This window comes from Chryseobacterium carnipullorum (assembly GCF_900142785.1).
GTDB lineage: Bacteria > Bacteroidota > Bacteroidia > Flavobacteriales > Weeksellaceae > Chryseobacterium > Chryseobacterium carnipullorum.
Genome location: NZ_FRCD01000006.1, coordinates 213,241 through 231,565, shown reverse-complemented (window position 1 = coordinate 231,565; position 18,325 = coordinate 213,241). Strand labels below are relative to the sequence as shown.

The 18,325-nt window shown below is 36.7% G+C and carries 20 protein-coding genes; 15 read left to right on the top strand and 5 right to left on the bottom strand.

The window, feature by feature from the left end:
• Positions 1-56 precede the first annotated feature (56 nt).
• The 15 genes from BUC06_RS08975 to gcvP all read left to right on the top strand — a co-directional run bounded on the left by BUC06_RS08975 (position 57) and on the right by gcvP (position 13,922).
• A complete protein-coding gene (locus BUC06_RS08975) occupies positions 57-581 on the top strand; it encodes a DinB family protein (RefSeq protein WP_073332699.1) in 525 nt (174 codons plus the stop codon).
• Position 582: 1 nt separating this feature from the next.
• The gene (locus BUC06_RS08970; protein WP_073332697.1) at positions 583-1,359 is read left to right on the top strand and encodes an alpha/beta fold hydrolase; all 777 of its coding nucleotides are present in this window, start codon (positions 583-585) and stop codon (positions 1,357-1,359) included.
• A gap of 245 nt (positions 1,360-1,604) precedes the next feature.
• A complete protein-coding gene (locus BUC06_RS08965) occupies positions 1,605-2,036 on the top strand; it encodes a VOC family protein (RefSeq protein ID WP_073332694.1) in 432 nt (143 codons plus the stop codon).
• A 75-nt stretch (positions 2,037-2,111) separates the two neighbouring features.
• Positions 2,112-2,525, top strand: coding sequence for an SRPBCC family protein (locus tag BUC06_RS08960; protein WP_073332693.1), 414 nt, complete (start codon positions 2,112-2,114; stop codon positions 2,523-2,525).
• Between the two features lie 35 nt (positions 2,526-2,560).
• Positions 2,561-2,800: a helix-hairpin-helix domain-containing protein gene (locus BUC06_RS08955; RefSeq protein WP_073332690.1), complete on the top strand. Its 240-nt coding sequence runs from the start codon at positions 2,561-2,563 to the stop codon at positions 2,798-2,800.
• Between the two features lie 90 nt (positions 2,801-2,890).
• A complete protein-coding gene (locus BUC06_RS08950; RefSeq protein ID WP_228423676.1) occupies positions 2,891-3,760 on the top strand; it encodes a VOC family protein in 870 nt (289 codons plus the stop codon).
• A gap of 324 nt (positions 3,761-4,084) precedes the next feature.
• Positions 4,085-4,513: an SRPBCC family protein gene (locus BUC06_RS08945; protein ID WP_073332687.1), complete on the top strand. Its 429-nt coding sequence runs from the start codon at positions 4,085-4,087 to the stop codon at positions 4,511-4,513.
• A 34-nt stretch (positions 4,514-4,547) separates the two neighbouring features.
• On the top strand, positions 4,548-4,991 hold the full coding sequence (locus tag BUC06_RS08940) for an SRPBCC family protein (protein ID WP_073332684.1): 444 nt from the start codon (positions 4,548-4,550) through the stop codon (positions 4,989-4,991).
• A 113-nt stretch (positions 4,992-5,104) separates the two neighbouring features.
• Positions 5,105-5,563, top strand: a complete 459-nt coding sequence (locus tag BUC06_RS08935; RefSeq protein WP_073332682.1) for a DoxX family protein — start codon at positions 5,105-5,107, stop codon at positions 5,561-5,563.
• A gap of 217 nt (positions 5,564-5,780) precedes the next feature.
• The gene (locus BUC06_RS08930) at positions 5,781-7,787 is read left to right on the top strand and encodes a S9 family peptidase (RefSeq protein WP_073332679.1); all 2,007 of its coding nucleotides are present in this window, start codon (positions 5,781-5,783) and stop codon (positions 7,785-7,787) included.
• A 300-nt stretch (positions 7,788-8,087) separates the two neighbouring features.
• Positions 8,088-8,666 (top strand): RNA polymerase sigma factor, encoded by a 579-nt coding sequence (locus BUC06_RS08925; RefSeq protein ID WP_034707508.1) that lies wholly within the window; start codon positions 8,088-8,090, stop codon positions 8,664-8,666.
• Positions 8,667-8,679: 13 nt separating this feature from the next.
• The gene (locus BUC06_RS08920; protein ID WP_073332677.1) at positions 8,680-9,024 is read left to right on the top strand and encodes a hypothetical protein; all 345 of its coding nucleotides are present in this window, start codon (positions 8,680-8,682) and stop codon (positions 9,022-9,024) included.
• Between the two features lie 90 nt (positions 9,025-9,114).
• Positions 9,115-9,372, top strand: coding sequence for a hypothetical protein (locus BUC06_RS08915; RefSeq protein ID WP_073332674.1), 258 nt, complete (start codon positions 9,115-9,117; stop codon positions 9,370-9,372).
• A 382-nt stretch (positions 9,373-9,754) separates the two neighbouring features.
• The gene (locus BUC06_RS08910; RefSeq protein WP_073332672.1) at positions 9,755-10,402 is read left to right on the top strand and encodes a J domain-containing protein; all 648 of its coding nucleotides are present in this window, start codon (positions 9,755-9,757) and stop codon (positions 10,400-10,402) included.
• A 661-nt stretch (positions 10,403-11,063) separates the two neighbouring features.
• Positions 11,064-13,922 carry an aminomethyl-transferring glycine dehydrogenase gene (gene gcvP, locus BUC06_RS08905; protein ID WP_073332663.1) on the top strand — a complete coding sequence of 953 codons (2,859 nt, stop codon included), beginning with the start codon at positions 11,064-11,066 and terminating at the stop codon, positions 13,920-13,922.
• Between the two features lie 74 nt (positions 13,923-13,996).
• Here the strand turns inward: gcvP and BUC06_RS08900 are convergent, their stop codons facing one another.
• The 5 genes from BUC06_RS08900 to BUC06_RS08880 all read right to left on the bottom strand — a co-directional run bounded on the left by BUC06_RS08900 (position 13,997) and on the right by BUC06_RS08880 (position 18,050).
• On the bottom strand, positions 13,997-14,179 hold the full coding sequence (locus BUC06_RS08900; RefSeq protein ID WP_073332660.1) for a hypothetical protein: 183 nt from the start codon (positions 14,177-14,179) through the stop codon (positions 13,997-13,999).
• Positions 14,180-14,520: 341 nt separating this feature from the next.
• On the bottom strand, positions 14,521-14,928 hold the full coding sequence (locus BUC06_RS08895; RefSeq protein ID WP_073332656.1) for a helix-turn-helix domain-containing protein: 408 nt from the start codon (positions 14,926-14,928) through the stop codon (positions 14,521-14,523).
• 84 nt (positions 14,929-15,012) lie between these two features.
• Complete coding sequence (locus BUC06_RS08890; RefSeq protein WP_073332654.1) at positions 15,013-15,840, bottom strand: carboxypeptidase-like regulatory domain-containing protein; 828 nt, start codon at positions 15,838-15,840, stop codon at positions 15,013-15,015.
• Positions 15,841-15,887: 47 nt separating this feature from the next.
• Positions 15,888-17,348 (bottom strand): S41 family peptidase, encoded by a 1,461-nt coding sequence (locus BUC06_RS08885; RefSeq protein WP_073332652.1) that lies wholly within the window; start codon positions 17,346-17,348, stop codon positions 15,888-15,890.
• Between the two features lie 189 nt (positions 17,349-17,537).
• Positions 17,538-18,050 (bottom strand): hypothetical protein, encoded by a 513-nt coding sequence (locus BUC06_RS08880; protein ID WP_139263335.1) that lies wholly within the window; start codon positions 18,048-18,050, stop codon positions 17,538-17,540.
• Positions 18,051-18,325 lie beyond the last annotated feature (275 nt).

Here is an 18,325-nt window from a genome sequence, read left to right as displayed (position 1 = left end):
AGAATTTTATATACTTAGAAAGATCTCATTTTTAAAACAACTAAAAATTAAAAAAAATGGACACCCCAAAATCAAAAAAAGTGGAAATCGTAATTCCGGCTTACCGAATGCATACCCAAAGCTTTCTTAATGTCCTGGATGGAATCTCCGAAGAAGATGCTCTGAAAAGAATTGAAGGAAAAACCAACCATATCGTTTGGATGGCAGGAAACTTTGTCAATATGCGCTACAGTTTGGGATGGGTTTTAGGTCTTAAAGAGGAAGACCCTTACAGCGATCTTTTCTTTCAGGGAAAAGCCCTGGACGAAAACTACAGGTATCCGGATTTGGATGAGCTGAAGAAAAATTTTCATGATATTTCTGCAAAAGTATTTCAGAAATTGATGGAAGTTACTGATGAAGAGCTGGATGAGATGTTTGAGATTGGAATGAATATTCCTTTTGTTCCCGAAACCAAACTCAATTTTACCGGAATGTCTATTGGCCGTGAAGATTATCTATGCGGACAGATAGGCCTGATGAGAAGAATTCTTGGCTATCCTGGAATGAAATATGACATGGATGAAAATCTGAAATATTAGTATGGAACCGAAAGAGAAAGGCTATCAACAGGTTAATGGAATCCGGATGTATTACGAAATCTATAGTTCAGGAAAACCTCTGGTGCTGATTCATGGTGGTGGCTCCTCGATTCTGTTTGATTTTAAGGAAATTATTTCAAGGCTGGAAGGACAATTTCAATTGATAGGAATTGATCTTCAGAACCATGGAATGACTGATCACCGTGATATTCCTGAAACCTTTGAACAGGACGCTCATGATATCGCTGCCCTTTTAAAAGCACTCCCTATCGAAAAAGCTTTTTTCTGGGGATTCAGCAACGGTGGAAATACAGTCATGCAGGTGGCCCGTCTTTATCCTGAAATAGTTGAAAAATTAATCCTCGCTTCTGCATTTTATAAAAGAAGCGGGATGATGGACGGCTTTTTCGAAAGTATGGCAGCAGCTACGCTGGAGTCAATGCCGGAACCCCTTAAAATCAATTTTCTTAATCTGAATCCGGACTTTTCAAAACTTGAAAATCTTTTCGATAAAGACAGTAAAAGAATGCAGTCTTTTGAAGACTGGGATGATGGGGTTCTGAGCTCTCTAGATGTTCCTGCATTGCTGATCGGCGGAGACAAAGACGTCATGAAAGCGGAACATATCGTAGAAATGTGGAGGCTTCTCCCGGATTCTCAACTGATGATTCTGCCAGCTACCCACGGCTCCTACATGATGGCTGACTTTAAAGGAAAAACAGATTCCAATCTGATCAACCTGACTGTAAGTGAGGTGGTCAAATTTTTAAGTCATTAAGGTAATATGAATATTTTAAGTTGAGTTAAGATGAATCATTTTGACCTTTGAGTTGGATGAATCCTCTCCTTGATATTATAAAAACAGCTTGATCAAATCTTAATTATTCCATAAAAAAATGTGTATCACTCTGCTGAGTAAAACGCCTTAAGCTTAAAGCCAACATCATTGTAAAGAGTCTTTTGTCTTAGCATTAAAAAAAATAATATAAAAATCATTACTATTAATTTTAAAAATAAAAAATCATGGCTAAATTAAATCCATACCTCAATTTTGACGGGAAAGCAGAAGAAGCTTTCAACTTTTACAAATCTGTTTTCGGAGGAGAATTTGTGGGTGAAATCTACAAAATGGGTAATGCTCCCGGAACTGAAAATTTATCTGAGGAAGAAAAAAACAGAGTAATGCACATCGCACTGCCTGTTGGGAAAGACCTGCTGATGGCTTCGGACATTGTTCCAAGCTTCGGGCAGACCCTTAATGTAGGAAATAACAATTATGTTTCCATTTTCCCCGAGTCTAAAGATGAGGCAGACAGACTTTTCAAAGGGCTTTCGGAAGGCGGAAATGTGGAAATGCCTATCGAAGACCAGTTTTGGGGAGATTATTTCGGAAGCTTTCAGGATAAATATGGCGTTCATTGGATGGTGAACTATAACGAAGAATACACAAAATAATCTTATATTTAACTTAATTATAGAGGCGGTTCAAACCCGGACTGCCTTTTTACTTCAACATTAAAAAGCAGAATTATGGATCCTATTAAGATAGATATTACAATTTTATCCCCTGTAGAAAAGGTTTGGAATTATTTTAATGAACCAAAACATATCACGAAATGGAATTTTGCCCATGAAACCTGGGAATGTCCAAGTGCCGAAAATGACTTGAGAGTGGGAGGAAAGTTAAAAACAAGAATGGAAGCAAAAGATAAAAGTTTTGGTTTCGATTTTGAAGCAATTTATGATGAAATTATTCCGAATGCCCACATCAGATATCATTTGGAAGACGGTCGTAAGGTAGAGATCATCTTTGATAAGATCGACGAAAATACCACAAAGGTTACCGAAATTTTCGATCCTGAAAAACAGAATTCCGTGGAAATGCAGAGAGATGGCTGGTATGCTATTCTCAATAATTTTCACAAGTACGTTGAAAATAACTAAAATACTCATTTGCAGCCATGATCAATCTCTTAATAATGGCAAAATGTTTAAGCTCCATTTGTGCTGTTAGCCATGTTGCTCATAGTAATGACTTCCTGTATGGCATTATTGCAATACCAGCGAGAAGGTCTTTGGAGCGGGAAAAAATAGATTCTCTTGAAAAGCTTTCGGATTATTCTGAACAAGAGATCAGGCAACTTCGTGGTTTCGGGAAGAATGCCATGGAAAAACTGAAAAATCATATGAAGGAACATCACGTTTCGTTCAAAAACTAATCATTTTAATGATCATTACTTTTTGTCACTGCGGGCTTTATTGGTCTGCAGTGATTCATAAAACGATATATTTCAACCCTAAAATTTAATATGATGAATAACGATATTTTCCCATGTCTCTGGTTTGATGAAGAATCTAAAGAGGCAGCAGAATTCTATTGCCAGGTGTTTGACGGAAAAATTACGACAGATACTCCTGTAGTCATGAACATTGAACTGTTCGGACAAAAACTGATGTTGCTGAACGGAGGTCCCCATTTTAAAAAAAATGCATCAGTTTCCCTGATGGTGATCTGTGAAACAGAAGATGAGGTGCAGAAATATTGGGATCAACTGATCGATGGTGGAACGGCCCTCATGGCTCTGGATTCCTATTTCTGGAGTAAAAAGTATGGTTGGGTACAGGACAGATACGGTGTTAACTGGCAGTTGTTTCTGGGAGAAAAGCCTGAATCGCAGAAAATCGTTCCCACCCTCATGTTTATCCATCAGAACAACGGAAAAGCAATGGAAGCCATAGAGTTTTATACCAAAACTTTTCCCAATTCAAGTATTGAAAACATTCTGAAATATGGATACGGTGCAGGAGAACAATCCCCATCGGAACCGGCTGAACATATACAGCACGGTCATTTTATCATAGACGGCTACAGCTTTTTCTGTATGGATAACTCTTATGATCATCAATTTGATTTCAATGAAGGCGTTTCTATTGTGGTGATGACCGATGATCAGCAGCAGACCGATCACTTTTGGAACACCCTTATTTCAGATGGCGGAAGAGAAAGCATGTGCGGCTGGTTGAAAGACAGATACGGACTGAGCTGGCAGATTGTTCCCAAAAGGCTCATCCAGTTAATGAACGATTCCGATCAGTCAAAAGCACAGAAAGTAGTTCAGGCAATGATGAAGATGCAGAAAATTGGGATAGAAGAATTGGAAAACGCTTATAATTCTTAAAGTCAATAGGCTGAAAGAGGAATGAAAAATTCAGCTTTCAGTTCTTTTTCTTTTTTAAGTTTTGGTTTTCGGCTTGCTGTTTGATGGAGTTTAGGGAAAAGATTTGCTTATGACTCCCAGAAAAGGTCACAATCCAAATCAAAGTTCCTAAAGAGGGTGAATTAGAAGTTAGATATTATAAGTTATGGGTTATGGGTTATGAGTTATGAGTGAAAATAATTAATAGTAGTACTTTTCACATCTATCTATTATCTATCAATCTATTATCTATCAGTCTATCATCTTTTATCTAAAATCCAAATCAAACATCTAAATAAAAAAACAATGCAAAAAATATTTTTTGAGATCCAAATCGATGCAACGCCTGAAAAAGTTTGGGAAGTACTTTGGAGCGATATGACCTACAGACAGTGGACCACTGCATTTACAGAAGGATCCTTTTATCAGGGGACTTTTGAAGAGGGAAGTACGATGAAGTTTTTTGATCCCAACAATAACGGAATGTACAGTCGTGTAGAAAAGAACAGAGCCCATGAAGAAATGAAATTCCTGCATTTAGGGGAGATTTATAATGGTGTAGAAACAGAACGGAACTGGGGAGAAGCTACAGAAGCTTATATTTTAGAAGAAACAGAAACGGGGACAATTTTAAAAATAGAAATTCAGACCCCTGAAGAATTTAAAGAGTTTTTTGAAGAGAAGTTCCCGACAGCCCTGGGCATTGTGAAAAATCTTTCTGAAAATCAATTGTAAAAAATAGATAACACCAACCACAAAAATATAAAATATGGAAACCTTATCGTACGAAATAGTCATCAACGCCTCATTGCAAAGAGTCTGGGACGTTCTGTGGAATCCTGAAACCTATACCGAATGGACTCAGTTTTTCGGTCCCGGATGTGTCATGAAATCCGACTGGAAAGTTGGTGGAAAAACCTACTTTCTGAATGAGCAAGGAGAAGGTATGGTGTCCACCATCGACAGTGTAGATGAGCCTAATCAGATTATTTTTAAACATCTCGGAATGGTAGATAAAGAAGGTCATGAAGATATACACAGCAAAGAAGTGATCGACTGGAGTGGTTCTTTTGAAAAGTATATTCTCATCGATCTGGATGGAAAAACCAAACTTCATACTGAGGTGCAGGTTGAAAAAGAATGGAGAGAGCATATGAATATCGGATTTACAAAAGGCTTGGAAGTGGTGAAAACTCTTGCCGAAACCAAATAATCCGTACCTTGCTTTAATAAAATCCAACCTTACGGGCATCAACAGCTGTAAGGTTTTATAATGATATCATGTAAAGATTCATTATTTTTCTAAACAGTGTAATAAACAACAATATGAAATTATTATCCATCCTTTTCGGGACCTTTATTCTAGCTTTGCTGGTAACTTTTGTAGTGCAGGGAAAACCTAACTTCTTGTTTTCAGGGAATCTGGGAATGGCTGTGTTCATTATATTTACAGGTCTTTCACACTTTAAATTTCAGAAAGGAATGGCAATGATGATTCCCGGCTTTGTTCCCGGTAAAATGTTTTGGGTTTATGCTACGGGAGTTCTTGAAATTGCTGCAGGAATAGGATTAATGATCCCTTCAATACGTGAACTGACCGCGATACTCCTGATTATTTTTTATATCCTGGTTTTTATAGCGAACATCAATTCTTCAAAGAAAAAGATCAATATTTTCAAAGCAGATTATACAGGTCCGGGAATGCAATATCTTTATCGTGAAAGAATTCCAATGCAGATTATTCTGATAGCATGGACTTTGTATTTTGGCCTTTATTTAGTCTGAATTCAAGGTAAAACCTTCCGGTTTTTAAAAGATCTTGAAGTTTGAATAGGGAAGTATTACCGTCAGAAATTGCCGCCCAGATCTTCCTGCCTTCTTGATTTTGATTTCTATTATTAATTATTTTTATAATTGATGTAACATTTTGAGTTTAAGGATGTCCTATTAGAAGAAGACTTACTTACTAAATAAACACTTAAACATCAAAATCACATGAGTTATGAATCTTAATACTAAAATTTTTGGTGCGGCTCAAATCGTACTATCAGCCATTATGATCAATGCACAGACTTCAACGGCTAAACTGCCGGGCGACCCTACGCTTCCTTCTTCCAAAGAAACGCTGGATAAATTAATTTCCTATGATAAAGGAAACTTCAAGTACAAAGTAGAAGATTATTTCGCCAGACCGAATGCTTCACAGTTTAAAATTTCTCCGGACGGGCAGTATCTTTCCTATAAAGAAAAAGATAAAGACAAAAAGAATCACGTCTATGTAAAAGAACTGAAAACGGGGAAAATTACAAAAGCTATCGCAGAAAAAGATGACCTTATCGGAAATTATGGCTGGCTGGATAAAAAAAGATTATTCTATACACAGGACAAAGGAGGGAATGAGAATACCCATATGTATGCTGTAGATATTGACGGACAAAATCTTAAGGATCTCACTCCTTTTGAGGGAGTAACCTTAAATTACGCTGATATCGTTAAGGATACAGAATTTGTTATCGTTGCACTGAACAAAAATAACAAACAGATTTTCGAGCCTTATAAAATCAATTTCAATACCGGGGAAATGACCCAGCTTTTTGAAAATAAAGACGTTAATAACCCTATCGACGGCTATATTTTTGATAAGAAAGGAAACATGAGAGGATATACCGTTCTGGAAAACGGATTGACTACAAAAACGTATTACAAAGATCTCGATACCGGTAAATTTAATCTGATCAAATCAACAGACTGGAAAAATACCTTCAGCATCATAGGATTAAATGACCATTCCAAAAATAAAGACGAAGCGTATGTAGTGACCAATTTAGACAGTGATAAAGAGAGAATCGTTCTGTATGATCTGAAAAAAAATGCCATTATAAAAGAAGTATACTCCAATCCTGTATATGATGTCAGTTCTATAAGTACTGCCCGTAAAAACAGAAATTATGAGCTGGATTATATAAGCTATAACGGCATTAAAAGTGAGATCATTCCGGTAAGTACATTTTACAAAGAAGTTCACGATAAATTAAAATCTGAATTCAAAGACAAAGAATTTTCTGTTGTTTCTTCTGATGACAATGAAGACAAGCTTTTAGTGGTGGTAGGAAGCGATAGATTGTACGGAACGTATTATGAATATGACACAAAATCTAAACAGATAAAACTTCTCTATAACCTGATGCCGCAGCTGAAAGAAGAAGATATGGCTGAAATGAAGCCGATTGAATTCAAAAGCAGGGACGGCCTTACGATCCGTGGATATATTACAATGCCTAAAGATGCGGTGAATGGGAAGAAAGTTCCGTTAATTGTCAATCCTCACGGGGGTCCGCAGGGGATCAGAGACAATTGGGGATTCAATCCTGAAGACCAGCTTTTTGCCAGCAGAGGATATGCAACGCTGCATGTGAATTTCAGAATTTCCGGTGGTTATGGAAAAGAATTTCAGCAGTCAGGTTACAAACAGATAGGACGTAAAGCCATGGATGATGTGGAAGATGGAGTAAAATATGTGATAGAACAAGGCTGGATTGATCAAAATAAAATTGCCATCTACGGAGGAAGCCATGGTGGCTATGCAACTTTGATGGGACTTATTAAAACCCCGGATTTATATGCTTGCGGGGTAGATTATGTAGGTGTTTCCAATATTTTCACTTTCTTTGAATCTTTCCCGGAATACTGGAAACCTTACAAAGAAATGGTCAAAGAAATATGGTACAATCTGGACGATCCCAAAGAAGCTGAAATTGCTAAAGAAGTATCTCCGGTATTCCATATTGACAAGATCAAGAAACCATTATTTGTAGTTCAGGGAGCAAATGATCCAAGGGTAAATATCAATGAATCAGATCAGATTGTAAAAGCTATGCGTGCTAAAGGAGTTGAGGTTCCTTACCTGGTAAAATACGATGAAGGTCACGGGTTCAGAAAAGAGCCGAGCAGAATAGAACTGTACAAATATATGATGGGATTCTTTGCGGAAAATTTCAACAAGAAATAATATCAATTTTCATCAATAACAGAAACGGGGAGTCTAAGGCTTTCCGTTTTTTTTGAGGAGAAGTTAGAGGGTAGAAATTGGTATGAGGAGACAAGAGATGGAATGCGGGATATTATATTTTAGGCTGAGGCTGAGATGTAATATCAATCGTATGCACTATTTTTTTGATCTTCCGGTTTCTGCCTGCCGACTCTAAAACTTTCTTACGCTCAAACCTGCATCTGGAAACAAAACTTCAACAGTCGAGAATTTTTTTTAAATTTATTAAAGTAAAACCAAAAGGCAGATCGTCATAGCAATATGGAGGTTGTCGAAGAAATAACAATGCCACAGGAGGAGAAAGCAAGTATCATCTCACAAACCGTTTCAAAGTACGGAGGAAAGCTGATGTCTTATATTCGTCCGAAAGTGAAAAACACCGAAGATGCGGAAGATATTCTGCAGGAGGTCTGGTATCAGTTCAGCAGTATTACCAATCTTTCAGAGATTGTAAACGTTGGCGGATGGTTATATAGAGTAACAGCCAATAAAATCACAGATAAGTATCGTAAGAAAAAAACTGAAAATCTTGAAGATTTCGTGTATGAAGATGAAGACGGAAGTTTTTCTATCAAGGATATCTTATTGCTGGATGAAAGTGCAGGTCCGGAAGTGAAAATGTTTCAGGATGAAATTTGGAAAAAATTATTTGAAGCATTAGACGAACTTCCCGAAAAACAAAGACTCGTTTACGTTGAAAATGAATTAAACGATAAAACACTTCAAGAAATAGCCAATGAACAGGGCGAAAATATAAAGACCATTATCAGTAGAAAAAATTATGCGGTGAAGCATCTGAGAAACAGACTGAGAAGGTTATACGAAGATTTAAATAGTTAGTAAAAAGAAAGTTATGAATCATAATAAACACAAAAAAGGCTGGATTCTTTTATTCTTATGTCCGCCACTGATTTTACTGGGCGTTACATGGATCGTCATGTCCCTTTGGAATTGTTTGCTTCCTGATATTTTAGGCGTGAAATCAATCACGTATTGGCAGGCAATGGGAATTTTGATTTTGAGTAAGATCCTATTTGGAGGTTTCCATTTTGGAAAAGGAATGAGAGATTTTAAAGAAAGAAAAATGAGAGAGAGAATGGAAGGACTTTCTCCGGAAGAAAGAGAAAAATTTAAAGAAGTCTGGAGAGAAAAATGTGCAGGCGGATTCTTTAACAGGAACAATAGAACCAACGAATAATTTGAAATTTTTAAGAAGTAGTAAAGTAAAATTAAAATGCATTCGTCTATATAAAAAACAAGAAGTAGTAAAATTTAAAATTTTGAAAAAATGAAAAATTCAGCATTAAAAGGAGCTCTTGGAGCATTAGCAGTTGTGGGGGTAGCGTTAATCGCTAAAAAAGCAATACAAAGAAAAAGATTTATCAAAGGGATCTTTAATGAATACGGAATCAAAGAAAGGTCACCTTTCGGGCTTGCCGATAAGATCAGAGAAATGAATGATGAGCAGTATCAGGAACTGAAGGGGAAATTCAAAAAAGAATTCACTTCAAGATGCTGTAAAAAGAACAATGCCTGCGAAGCGTAAGAAGTAAAATACTCAATTGAAATTGTTAAAATTCCGGCTCGGGAAGCAAAGCTTCCCGAGCCGGAATTTTTTAGGTTGCATTGCTGATGGCTGAGGTTTCCGAAGCCATCAGCAATGCAGCTATTTTCTTTCACCGTTACTGAGTGAAACGTCTTGAGAACTTAAAAAAAGAGGAAGCTTATCAAAGAAACTTTGCGGTCTTCAGTAAAATAACGTAGAGCTACAAATGTTCTCCGTCATTAAATTGTGCCATTTGTGAAAACATTTGGGTCATCCGTGTTAAAAAACAGATCATTTATATTGACAGCCTTATTGTTTTCCTAAAACATTCCCCTAAAGAATAAACCCGAAAAAAAATAATTCCTTATTTTTGCATAGCTCAATGAAAGATTACTACTATTTTCTCGGGATTACACCGGATGCTTCAGAAGAAGACATCAAGAAAGTCTATAGAAAACTGTCTTTAAAATACCATCCCGATAAGAATGACAACGATGATTTCTTTGCGGGACGTTTTCGTGAAATTCAGGAAGCGTATGAAATCTTGAGCGATTCTGAAAGAAGGCGTACCTACGATCAGAATTTAGAAAACCATCAGAAAAGTTTCCGATATAATATTCCGCCTTCGATCAAAACGTTTACGGCGAATAAAATTCATGCAAAAAAAGGGGACGAGATCATCATTAACTGGCAGACGAGCAATGCCGATGTGGTGAAAGTTTTGCCTTTCGGTTTAGAAAAACCTTTTGGAGAACGGGTTTTTAAGATTACAGAATTTAAGGACGGCAAATTCCAGTTATTGCTTCATGTAACGAATTCTTTACTTCACAAAACAGTTGTTCAGGGAATTACCATTACTGAAGTCTTTGATAACGATGCGGCTCAGTTCAAAAGCAGTGTAGAGGAAATGTTTAAGCCTCAGCCCAGAACCAGAATGAACAGATCCGGACAGCCAAAAATCATGATGCTGATCTGGGGAATTATCATTTTAGCGTCGGCTGTTTATTTTATATTCAGGAATTTCGGCTAGTTTAGGCCAGCTTTTTTCTTCCCGGACACTTTTTACATCGTTTCCCTTTCTTGAACTTTTTACAGCAAGATTTCTTTTCACAATACATATCTTCATTATTAAATGCAAATACAGGAGCTAAAGGCGGTACTTTAAATGGGGTAATCATATTCATGTTGCAAATATATTAATTTAGAATAAATATAATTAATAAAATTTCATAAAACTTACATGGCCTGTTGCTCAGAAGGTTCAGTCCATATTCACCTCTTTATTTTTTAATGGAAAAAGCTGATTTTGGATTATCCACCTCCCCAAAATAAAGTTAAGTAAGATCTGAAAGCTTAAAATATTGGATGATTAAGTATGACTATAAACTTAGGTTTCAGATTCAGACGGAAGAATGTGAAGATTTTTGTTGATCAAATGTCAGACATAGTCTTTTAAGCTTTCCATATTGTAAAGATAAAATGAATAGGATTGTTGATTTAATAAAATAATAAGCAATCAACTCTGAAACAGGCCGGATTCAATTTTAATCAATAAAAGCATTCTGTTTCATTATTTTTAAAAAGCATAAGAGATTCTGACTATTATTTCAGCAATTTTGAACTGTTGTACAATCGTTTAAAAAAACGTAATTTTACGAATCTTTTTTACGAACAAAATCTAATAAATAAAAATGAATACAGAACAGTTTGTGAGCCGTCACATTTCCCTTAATGAAGCCGATAAACAGGCAATGTTGGAAAGATTGGGCGTTTCAAGTATTGAAGAACTAATTTCTCAGACCATTCCTTCTTCTATCCGATTAGAGAAAGATCTTGAGATCTCGGCACCGCTTTCAGAATACGAAATGCTGAACCATTCGAAAGATTTAGCATCGAAGAATACTGATTATACGAGCTACATTGGTTTTGGATACCACAATACACTTTTGCCATCAGCTATTCAGAGAAATATCTTTGAAAATCCTAGCTGGTATACGGCGTATACTCCTTATCAGGCTGAAATTGCACAGGGAAGACTAGAAGCTCTTCTTAATTTCCAGACGGTAGTATGTGATCTTACAGGATTTGGACTGGCGAATGCCTCTCTTCTGGACGAATCTACAGCGGCTGCGGAAGCGATGCATATGTTCTTTAACAACAGAACGAAAGATCAGAAGAAAGCCAATGCAAACAAATTCTTCGTTTCCGATCTGGTTTTACCTCAGACCGTTTCAGTGTTGAAAACTAAAGCGGAAGGTTTAGAAATCGAAATCGTGGAAGGAGATCACAAGACGCATCAGTTGGACGAGAGCTATTATGGTGTTTTATTACAGTATCCTGGTAAAAACGGTATCGTTTTAGACTATACTGAAGATATTGTAAACTATAAAAAATTAGATTTACAGGTGGTTGTCGCTTGTGATCCAATGGCTTTGGTGAAACTTAAATCTCCTGCTTCCATGGGGGCTGATTGTGCCGTTGGAACTTCTCAGAGATTTGGTATTCCACTAGGATACGGAGGACCTCACGCTGCATTTTTCTCTTGCAGAGAAGACTACAAAAGAGACATTCCGGGAAGAATTATCGGGGTTTCTCAGGATATGTACGGAAAACGTGCATTGAGAATGGCGCTTCAGACCAGAGAACAGCACATTAAAAGAGAAAGAGCAACATCAAACATTTGTACTGCTCAGGTTCTTTTAGCGGTAATGGCAGGAATGTATGCCGTTTATCACGGTCCGAAAGGATTAAACTATATCGCTGATCAGATCCACTTCAAAGCCAACGCTTTGAAAAACGGTCTTAAAGCATTAGGTTACCAGACCGTAGAAGAGCCTATCTTCGATACTGTGAAAATAACGATGAATGAGGATGAGAAAGGAAGATTGATGAGAATGATGCTTGATCACAAACTTAACCTGAACTATTTCACGGAAGGAGTGGTAAGTATTGCAATCAACGAAAGCACAACATTGGAGAAATTAAATTATTTAATGGCTTCTTTCGCTCAGTTCAAAGACAAGCAGACTTTCAAGTTAGAAATAAAAGAAGGATACAGCATTCCTGAGGAGAATTTAAGAAAAGACGAAATTCTTACAGAAAGCGTATTCAACAAATACCATACTGAAACGGAATTGATGCGTTACATCAAACGTTTGGAAAGAAAAGATTTATCATTAACGCATTCAATGATTTCTCTTGGTTCTTGTACCATGAAACTGAATGCTGCTACTCAGATGTTGCCACTTTCATGGGATAACTGGGGAGCTGTTCACCCATTTGTACCGGTGGACCAGGCTGGAGGTTACCAGGAAATGATCAGAGAACTGGAGAAAGATTTAGCTGAAATCACTGGTTTTGCAGGGACTTCTCTTCAGCCTAACTCCGGAGCTCAGGGTGAATATGCAGGATTAATGGTGATCAGAGAATATCACATTTCAAGAGGTGAAGGTCACAGAAATGTCGTATTGATCCCTCAGTCTGCGCACGGAACCAACCCGGCTTCTGCAGCAATGGCAGGAATGAAAATTGTTGTCGTTAAAAATCTTGAAAGCGGAGAAATTGATTTCGAAGACTTGAAAGCTAAAACAGAGCAGAATTCTGCGAATTTATCTTGCGTAATGATCACGTATCCGTCTACTTACGGATTCTTCGATGCGAATATTAAAGAAATTACAAGCTTGATCCACGAGCACGGCGGACAGGTATATATGGACGGTGCCAACATGAACGCTCAGGTAGGATTCACAAGTCCTGGAAACATCGGAGCAGACGTTTGTCACCTGAACTTACACAAAACTTTTGCGATTCCTCACGGAGGCGGAGGTCCAGGAGTAGGTCCGATCTGTGTGGCTAAGCACCTGGTTCCTTTCCTTCCTTCCAATGCGAATATCAGAATTGGTTCCAAAGAAGCGATCGAGGGTATTTCTGCTGCACCTTACGGTTCAGGTCTGATCCTTAATATTTCTTATTCTTACATCAAAATGTTAGGAACAGATGGATTGAAAAAAGCAACAGGACATGCGATTCTGAATGCAAATTACCTGAAAGAAATTTTAGCAGAACATTTCCCGATCTTGTATTCAAACGAGAGTGGAAGAGTTGCTCACGAATGTATCGTAGATTTCCGTCAGTTCAAAACTTTAGGAATTGAAGTAGCTGATGTGGCGAAGAGACTTATGGATTATGGATTCCATGCGCCAACGGTTTCTTTCCCTGTAGCCGGAACATTGATGATCGAGCCTACAGAATCTGAAAGCAAGTCTGAAATCGACCGTTTTGCAGAAGCGTTAATCTCTATCAAAAAAGAGATCGATGAGATTGCTAACGGAGAAGCAGATCAGGCTAACAACGTCCTTAAAAACGCTCCTCATACAGAGCAGCTGGTGATCTCGGATTCCTGGGATAAACCCTACAGCAGAGAAAAGGCAGCTTATCCGCTGGACTGGGTAAGAGACCACAAATTCTTCGCTTCTGTATCCAGAGTTGATGAAGCTTATGGAGACAGAAACCTGGTTTGTACTTGTGAGCCGATTGAAGCTTATATGTAATAATCTACCATCAATATATAAGAACACCCGTTTAGAATCTAAACGGGTGTTTTTTTGTTATTTTTTATCTTCTTTTACCTTCTTCGGTAGCTGTAGGCTACAAGAAGTGCAACAGCCATGGCACCAAAAGTGACCATTGATACTGTTTTAATGGATAGTTCACTGTCTTGTGCTGATGATGTATTTTGAGATTTCTCACAGGAAGACAAGAATACTGCTGTCATAAACAGACAGCTAAAAAGTAATTTTTTAATCATAGGTATATTTGTTTGGTTTTTAATGTTTTACGAGCAAAAAATATACCGGATATTCACTGAGGATTAGAATTCTGTATGTAGTAAATAGGAAAATCTTAAAAGCATAGGTTTGAAAGGAGTTTTCAGAATAGTGCCGTCAAATTTATTCTGTCGTCATTGCGAGCAATCTCTTTTTTTACACGCAAAGAATACTACGGGTTTGACTACTCACTGATAATAAGGATCGCAAAGGCGTTCACTCAGCAAAGATGAAAAAAACAGGGCTTATTTCTGGTGGCTGAGGCTCTCGAAGGCACCATTATTCAAATAGATTTGCTTAATATTGTCATCCGTTTTATTGCTTATTTATGGTTGAGCAATGCTTCAAGTCTGGACATCATATCATCCTTTTCTTTCAGCATTCTTTCGTAAAGAGCAATTTTTTCTTCGTGCAATTGAATGATTTTGTCTATTGGATTAACAGTACATTTGTATTGTTCAGCATAAGCAACTGCGTCATCCTGAAAAGTATTGGCAATAATATTGATAGCCTGTTCTTCGTCAAAATTCTGGAACGCTTCTACAGGGATTTTTAAAACTTCAGATATTTTTTGAAGCAAAGGATCTTCAATCGTTTCTTTTTGTTCGAGTAACGAAATTTTCTTCTGGTTCCAGTCCTCGCCCAAGTCGAAAGCTAAAGCTTCCTGCTTGATTCCTAACATTTCTCTGAATCTCTTTACGTTTCTTCCCTGATGTATTTTCTGTTCCATTTGTGGTTTTTGAAAGCTTTAATTGAAAATTTTGAATAGTAAAGATAAAAAAATGTGTTGGAAAAATAGAATTTAACACCGAAGTTATTTTTCAACTTTTACATCGATATTAATAGCCGGGGAAGCTACTGATGATTTTTCCCAACTGCCATAGTATTTTCTTTTAAATACCGTTTTAAGCAGCGCTCCACTGAGAAATATATGTCCTTTAAAAAAATTCATGAATTGTATACTAACAAAAAAATCACTATTTACGTAAATATCATAATCACTTACGTCAAGTGTAAAGGTACCATCTATAATAGAATCTTTTGTAAGAACTGCTGTAACATCCTTATATAAAACAGATTCATTAGGGAGATTATCTTTCTCATTATAAACATTAATCCTTAATTCAACAGGTACATCCGTTTGGAAATCAGCCACATTTAAGTGTATTTTTTGAATTTTCACCTTTCTTTTATTTGAAAATTTAATTGCCAATTCACGGGATTGTTCTTCTTTTTCCTTTTTTCTTTCAGGATATGTTGCAAACAAAATTTTCTTTGACTTAGAATCTACTCCCCAGTGTTTATCTTTAAATCGTTTAGGAGTAATAGTAACTTCTGTAATATCTTTTACTTTTTCTTTTAGAAGAATAATATGGGTACTGCTTTGTAGAAAGCTGTTGATAGGAACTGAAAATTTATCAAAACCTCCAACAGCTACGGTTACATTTAAATCTTTATTTACGGTACTTAAATCAAGTGTATAATTACCTTGTTCATCAGCAATAGTTCCATTTTCTTCAGTATCAATACCAATCCTGGCATAAGGCACAGGACTTCTGTCATATTGCGATAGTACCTTGCCTGTTACGGTTTGCGCATTTAAGAAAGCTCCTAAAAAAATATAAAAAAATAAAAATCTCATAAAAATATACTATTTGCTATTTTATAAATATCTTCTCCGTTTTGGTTTTACTTCCCGTTCAGCACCCAATTCACATACTCCGTCCACTCATACACCGGAATGCTTCTGTCCAAGTAAAAATCAGGCTGCAATCCTTTTGCATCGATCGTAAAATCAGGAATACGCATACTTCTTGAAAGCGAATAGCCTAATTCAAATTCCTTACAAGGCGAAGGAACATAATACATATTGGATACATCCAAAACACCAAAAGTTGTGGTTCCGAATAATTTCACTTTCCTGCTTTGTTTGGCTGCCAGTAAAAACTGTTCGTCGGTACTTCCGTTTCGCTGATTGATGATAATGCCTACATTTTTCGGATAAGGATGAATGGTGTCATATTTTGTGATGCTCACGACGTTGTCATTGAGGTTGACAAATTTTCCCTGCTGTTTTTCCAGGATGTCAAATGAAGCCTTGGCCCATTTTTTATTCTCTTCATTAAACCCGTATTCAGGTTTGTTGATGAAATCCAGCATTCTCTGATTGTTCAGTTTTGTAGATAAATATTCTACACCTACGGTTCTTATTGGTTGGGTATAAATCAAAGGAAGGATACTGTTGTAGCTGGCATCACTTCCTCCGGTTCCGTTTCTGATGTCTATGATCAGGTTTTCAGTGGAGAGGATTTTATCTTTGTTGGCAGCAATCACGCTGTCAATCTTCTTTTTCTGGGAAGCCTGAAAAGACGGGATTCTTAAATAAAAAGTGGTTTCGTTTAATTTTTCGATATACGGTTCAATAGCGCTTATCGACTTAAAGTACTGCGTATATTTGGGGTCATCCTCCATCTTTGGATATACTCTTGAAAGACTGAAATCTCCGATTTGTAAATGATTTTTCCCGGTCAAGGTGATCTCACTGGATTCCACTCCCGAATGATCACGCATATAATAGACAGAGCTCATTTTGCCACCTGAAGAATTGAGTTTCAGTTTCACCTGTCCTTTTGTCCAGGTTTCTGCCCCGGATTCTATGATGAATCCTACATATTGATCTCCCTTCTTTTTTATTCCAATGGTATAAGGTTCTGTATACCAGATTCCTTCGTAGTCGGACGTTTTCTTTTTGTCCAGGTACTTCTTGAAATCCTGTGTTTCTACCGGCAGAGTTTCCCAATTGGCAAATTCGTTGTTTGATTTTTCGGGTGTATTCTGTTTTGGAGATTCCTGTTTCAGAGGTCTGATGGCCACATGACCGGAACGGAAAAAAGTAAGCCATTCATACAAAACAGGAGTGCATTCACTGAATGTTTTAGCTGATTTTACTTTTTCGGATATGGTTTTATTATGGGCTTCGTAAGCCTGATTGCTTTTTTGCTTTAATGCGTATTCAAAACCCGCATCGTTTGTTTCAAAAGTTTTTTTTACCCATTCAAAATTTTTGGTGCAATCGCAATTTTGGGCGTATACTGAAGTAGTTGTTAATGTGAGTAAAGATGAAATTAATACGGCTTTTAAGTTTTTCATGGTCTTAGTTTATATGTAGGACATTCGGAAGGGTTGAAATATTACATTTTTAGCTTTGCAATAAGGGTTTATGGTAATATAATAAGGCACTCCAGATTAGATGAGGCTAAAAATAAATAAATAACCGTTGAAAAGCAATATTTAATTCAACGCCTGATGAAATTAATAATAGAATCACCTTTTTTACAGTTATGACCATTTTGCAGAAAAAGCAACAATGGCAAAATAAATGAGAAGCATTATACAATTGGTTAAAAGGTTGACCAGAAAAAATGGTTTCAGTAATCTCCATCCCTGTTGTTTGGTTTTTAATGAAAGCCAATAAAAAGGAAATTCAATAATTAAGGTTGCAACAAAACTGCATAGAAATCCAATGAAGAAACCTCCAAGTTCATATTCCCCGACTCTTGATTTCATACCCCAAAAATCAGGATAACCATTTTCAAAAGAAAAATGAGGGGCAATAAAATAGTAACCCAAAAACATAGAAGTGTAGTTCGCAGCAACGATGAGCCACTTTCTGTTGGGAATGTTGAATTTTTCAAGAAGAAACTTACTTTCAAAAGTTCCGATGATAAAGTTGATCCAAATCAAATGCAAAAAACTAAACCATATCATAGGTGAGCCCGCATTGGCTAGGAGGAAGTTGGGAAAGAGTAACAGTAAAAGGAAGAAGTAATTTGGATTAGTAGTTTTCATCATAATTAAAAATGGATAGGTATGAAATTATCCAATTCTATTTTCTAATATAACTTTGCGTTGATTCTTAAATAAAACTACAGATCTTATCTGAATCAACATAGGACTTCGTTTCATATATTTTCTCTAAAATTAATACAATTGCACTCAAAAACAATCCCCAAATCAGCTGTTGATGAAAGGAAAATGGAAAAACTGTAGGGAATAAGTTTGATCTTTATTCTTTCCGCCTGATTTTTTTTGAGAGAAAGAAAATACTGAAACTTGCAGCAATGGTA

Excerpts from the sequence above, each read along its gene's own strand:
- BUC06_RS08975 (WP_073332699.1), top strand. The coding sequence starts at position 57 with ATGGACACCCCAAAATCAAAAAAAGTGGAAATCGTAATTCCGGCTTAC.
- BUC06_RS08970 (WP_073332697.1), top strand. The coding sequence starts at position 583 with ATGGAACCGAAAGAGAAAGGCTATCAACAGGTTAATGGAATCCGGATG.
- BUC06_RS08965 (WP_073332694.1), top strand. The coding sequence starts at position 1,605 with ATGGCTAAATTAAATCCATACCTCAATTTTGACGGGAAAGCAGAAGAA.
- BUC06_RS08960 (WP_073332693.1), top strand. The coding sequence starts at position 2,112 with ATGGATCCTATTAAGATAGATATTACAATTTTATCCCCTGTAGAAAAG.
- BUC06_RS08955 (WP_073332690.1), top strand. The coding sequence starts at position 2,561 with ATGGCAAAATGTTTAAGCTCCATTTGTGCTGTTAGCCATGTTGCTCAT.
- BUC06_RS08950 (WP_228423676.1), top strand. The coding sequence starts at position 2,891 with ATGATGAATAACGATATTTTCCCATGTCTCTGGTTTGATGAAGAATCT.
- BUC06_RS08945 (WP_073332687.1), top strand. The coding sequence starts at position 4,085 with ATGCAAAAAATATTTTTTGAGATCCAAATCGATGCAACGCCTGAAAAA.
- BUC06_RS08940 (WP_073332684.1), top strand. The coding sequence starts at position 4,548 with ATGGAAACCTTATCGTACGAAATAGTCATCAACGCCTCATTGCAAAGA.
- BUC06_RS08935 (WP_073332682.1), top strand. The coding sequence starts at position 5,105 with ATGAAATTATTATCCATCCTTTTCGGGACCTTTATTCTAGCTTTGCTG.
- BUC06_RS08930 (WP_073332679.1), top strand. The coding sequence starts at position 5,781 with ATGAATCTTAATACTAAAATTTTTGGTGCGGCTCAAATCGTACTATCA.
- BUC06_RS08925 (WP_034707508.1), top strand. The coding sequence starts at position 8,088 with ATGGAGGTTGTCGAAGAAATAACAATGCCACAGGAGGAGAAAGCAAGT.
- BUC06_RS08920 (WP_073332677.1), top strand. The coding sequence starts at position 8,680 with ATGAATCATAATAAACACAAAAAAGGCTGGATTCTTTTATTCTTATGT.
- BUC06_RS08915 (WP_073332674.1), top strand. The coding sequence starts at position 9,115 with ATGAAAAATTCAGCATTAAAAGGAGCTCTTGGAGCATTAGCAGTTGTG.
- BUC06_RS08910 (WP_073332672.1), top strand. The coding sequence starts at position 9,755 with ATGAAAGATTACTACTATTTTCTCGGGATTACACCGGATGCTTCAGAA.
- gcvP (WP_073332663.1), top strand. The coding sequence starts at position 11,064 with ATGAATACAGAACAGTTTGTGAGCCGTCACATTTCCCTTAATGAAGCC.
- BUC06_RS08900 (WP_073332660.1), bottom strand. The coding sequence starts at position 14,179 with ATGATTAAAAAATTACTTTTTAGCTGTCTGTTTATGACAGCAGTATTC.
- BUC06_RS08895 (WP_073332656.1), bottom strand. The coding sequence starts at position 14,928 with ATGGAACAGAAAATACATCAGGGAAGAAACGTAAAGAGATTCAGAGAA.
- BUC06_RS08890 (WP_073332654.1), bottom strand. The coding sequence starts at position 15,840 with ATGAGATTTTTATTTTTTTATATTTTTTTAGGAGCTTTCTTAAATGCG.
- BUC06_RS08885 (WP_073332652.1), bottom strand. The coding sequence starts at position 17,348 with ATGAAAAACTTAAAAGCCGTATTAATTTCATCTTTACTCACATTAACA.
- BUC06_RS08880 (WP_139263335.1), bottom strand. The coding sequence starts at position 18,050 with ATGATGAAAACTACTAATCCAAATTACTTCTTCCTTTTACTGTTACTC.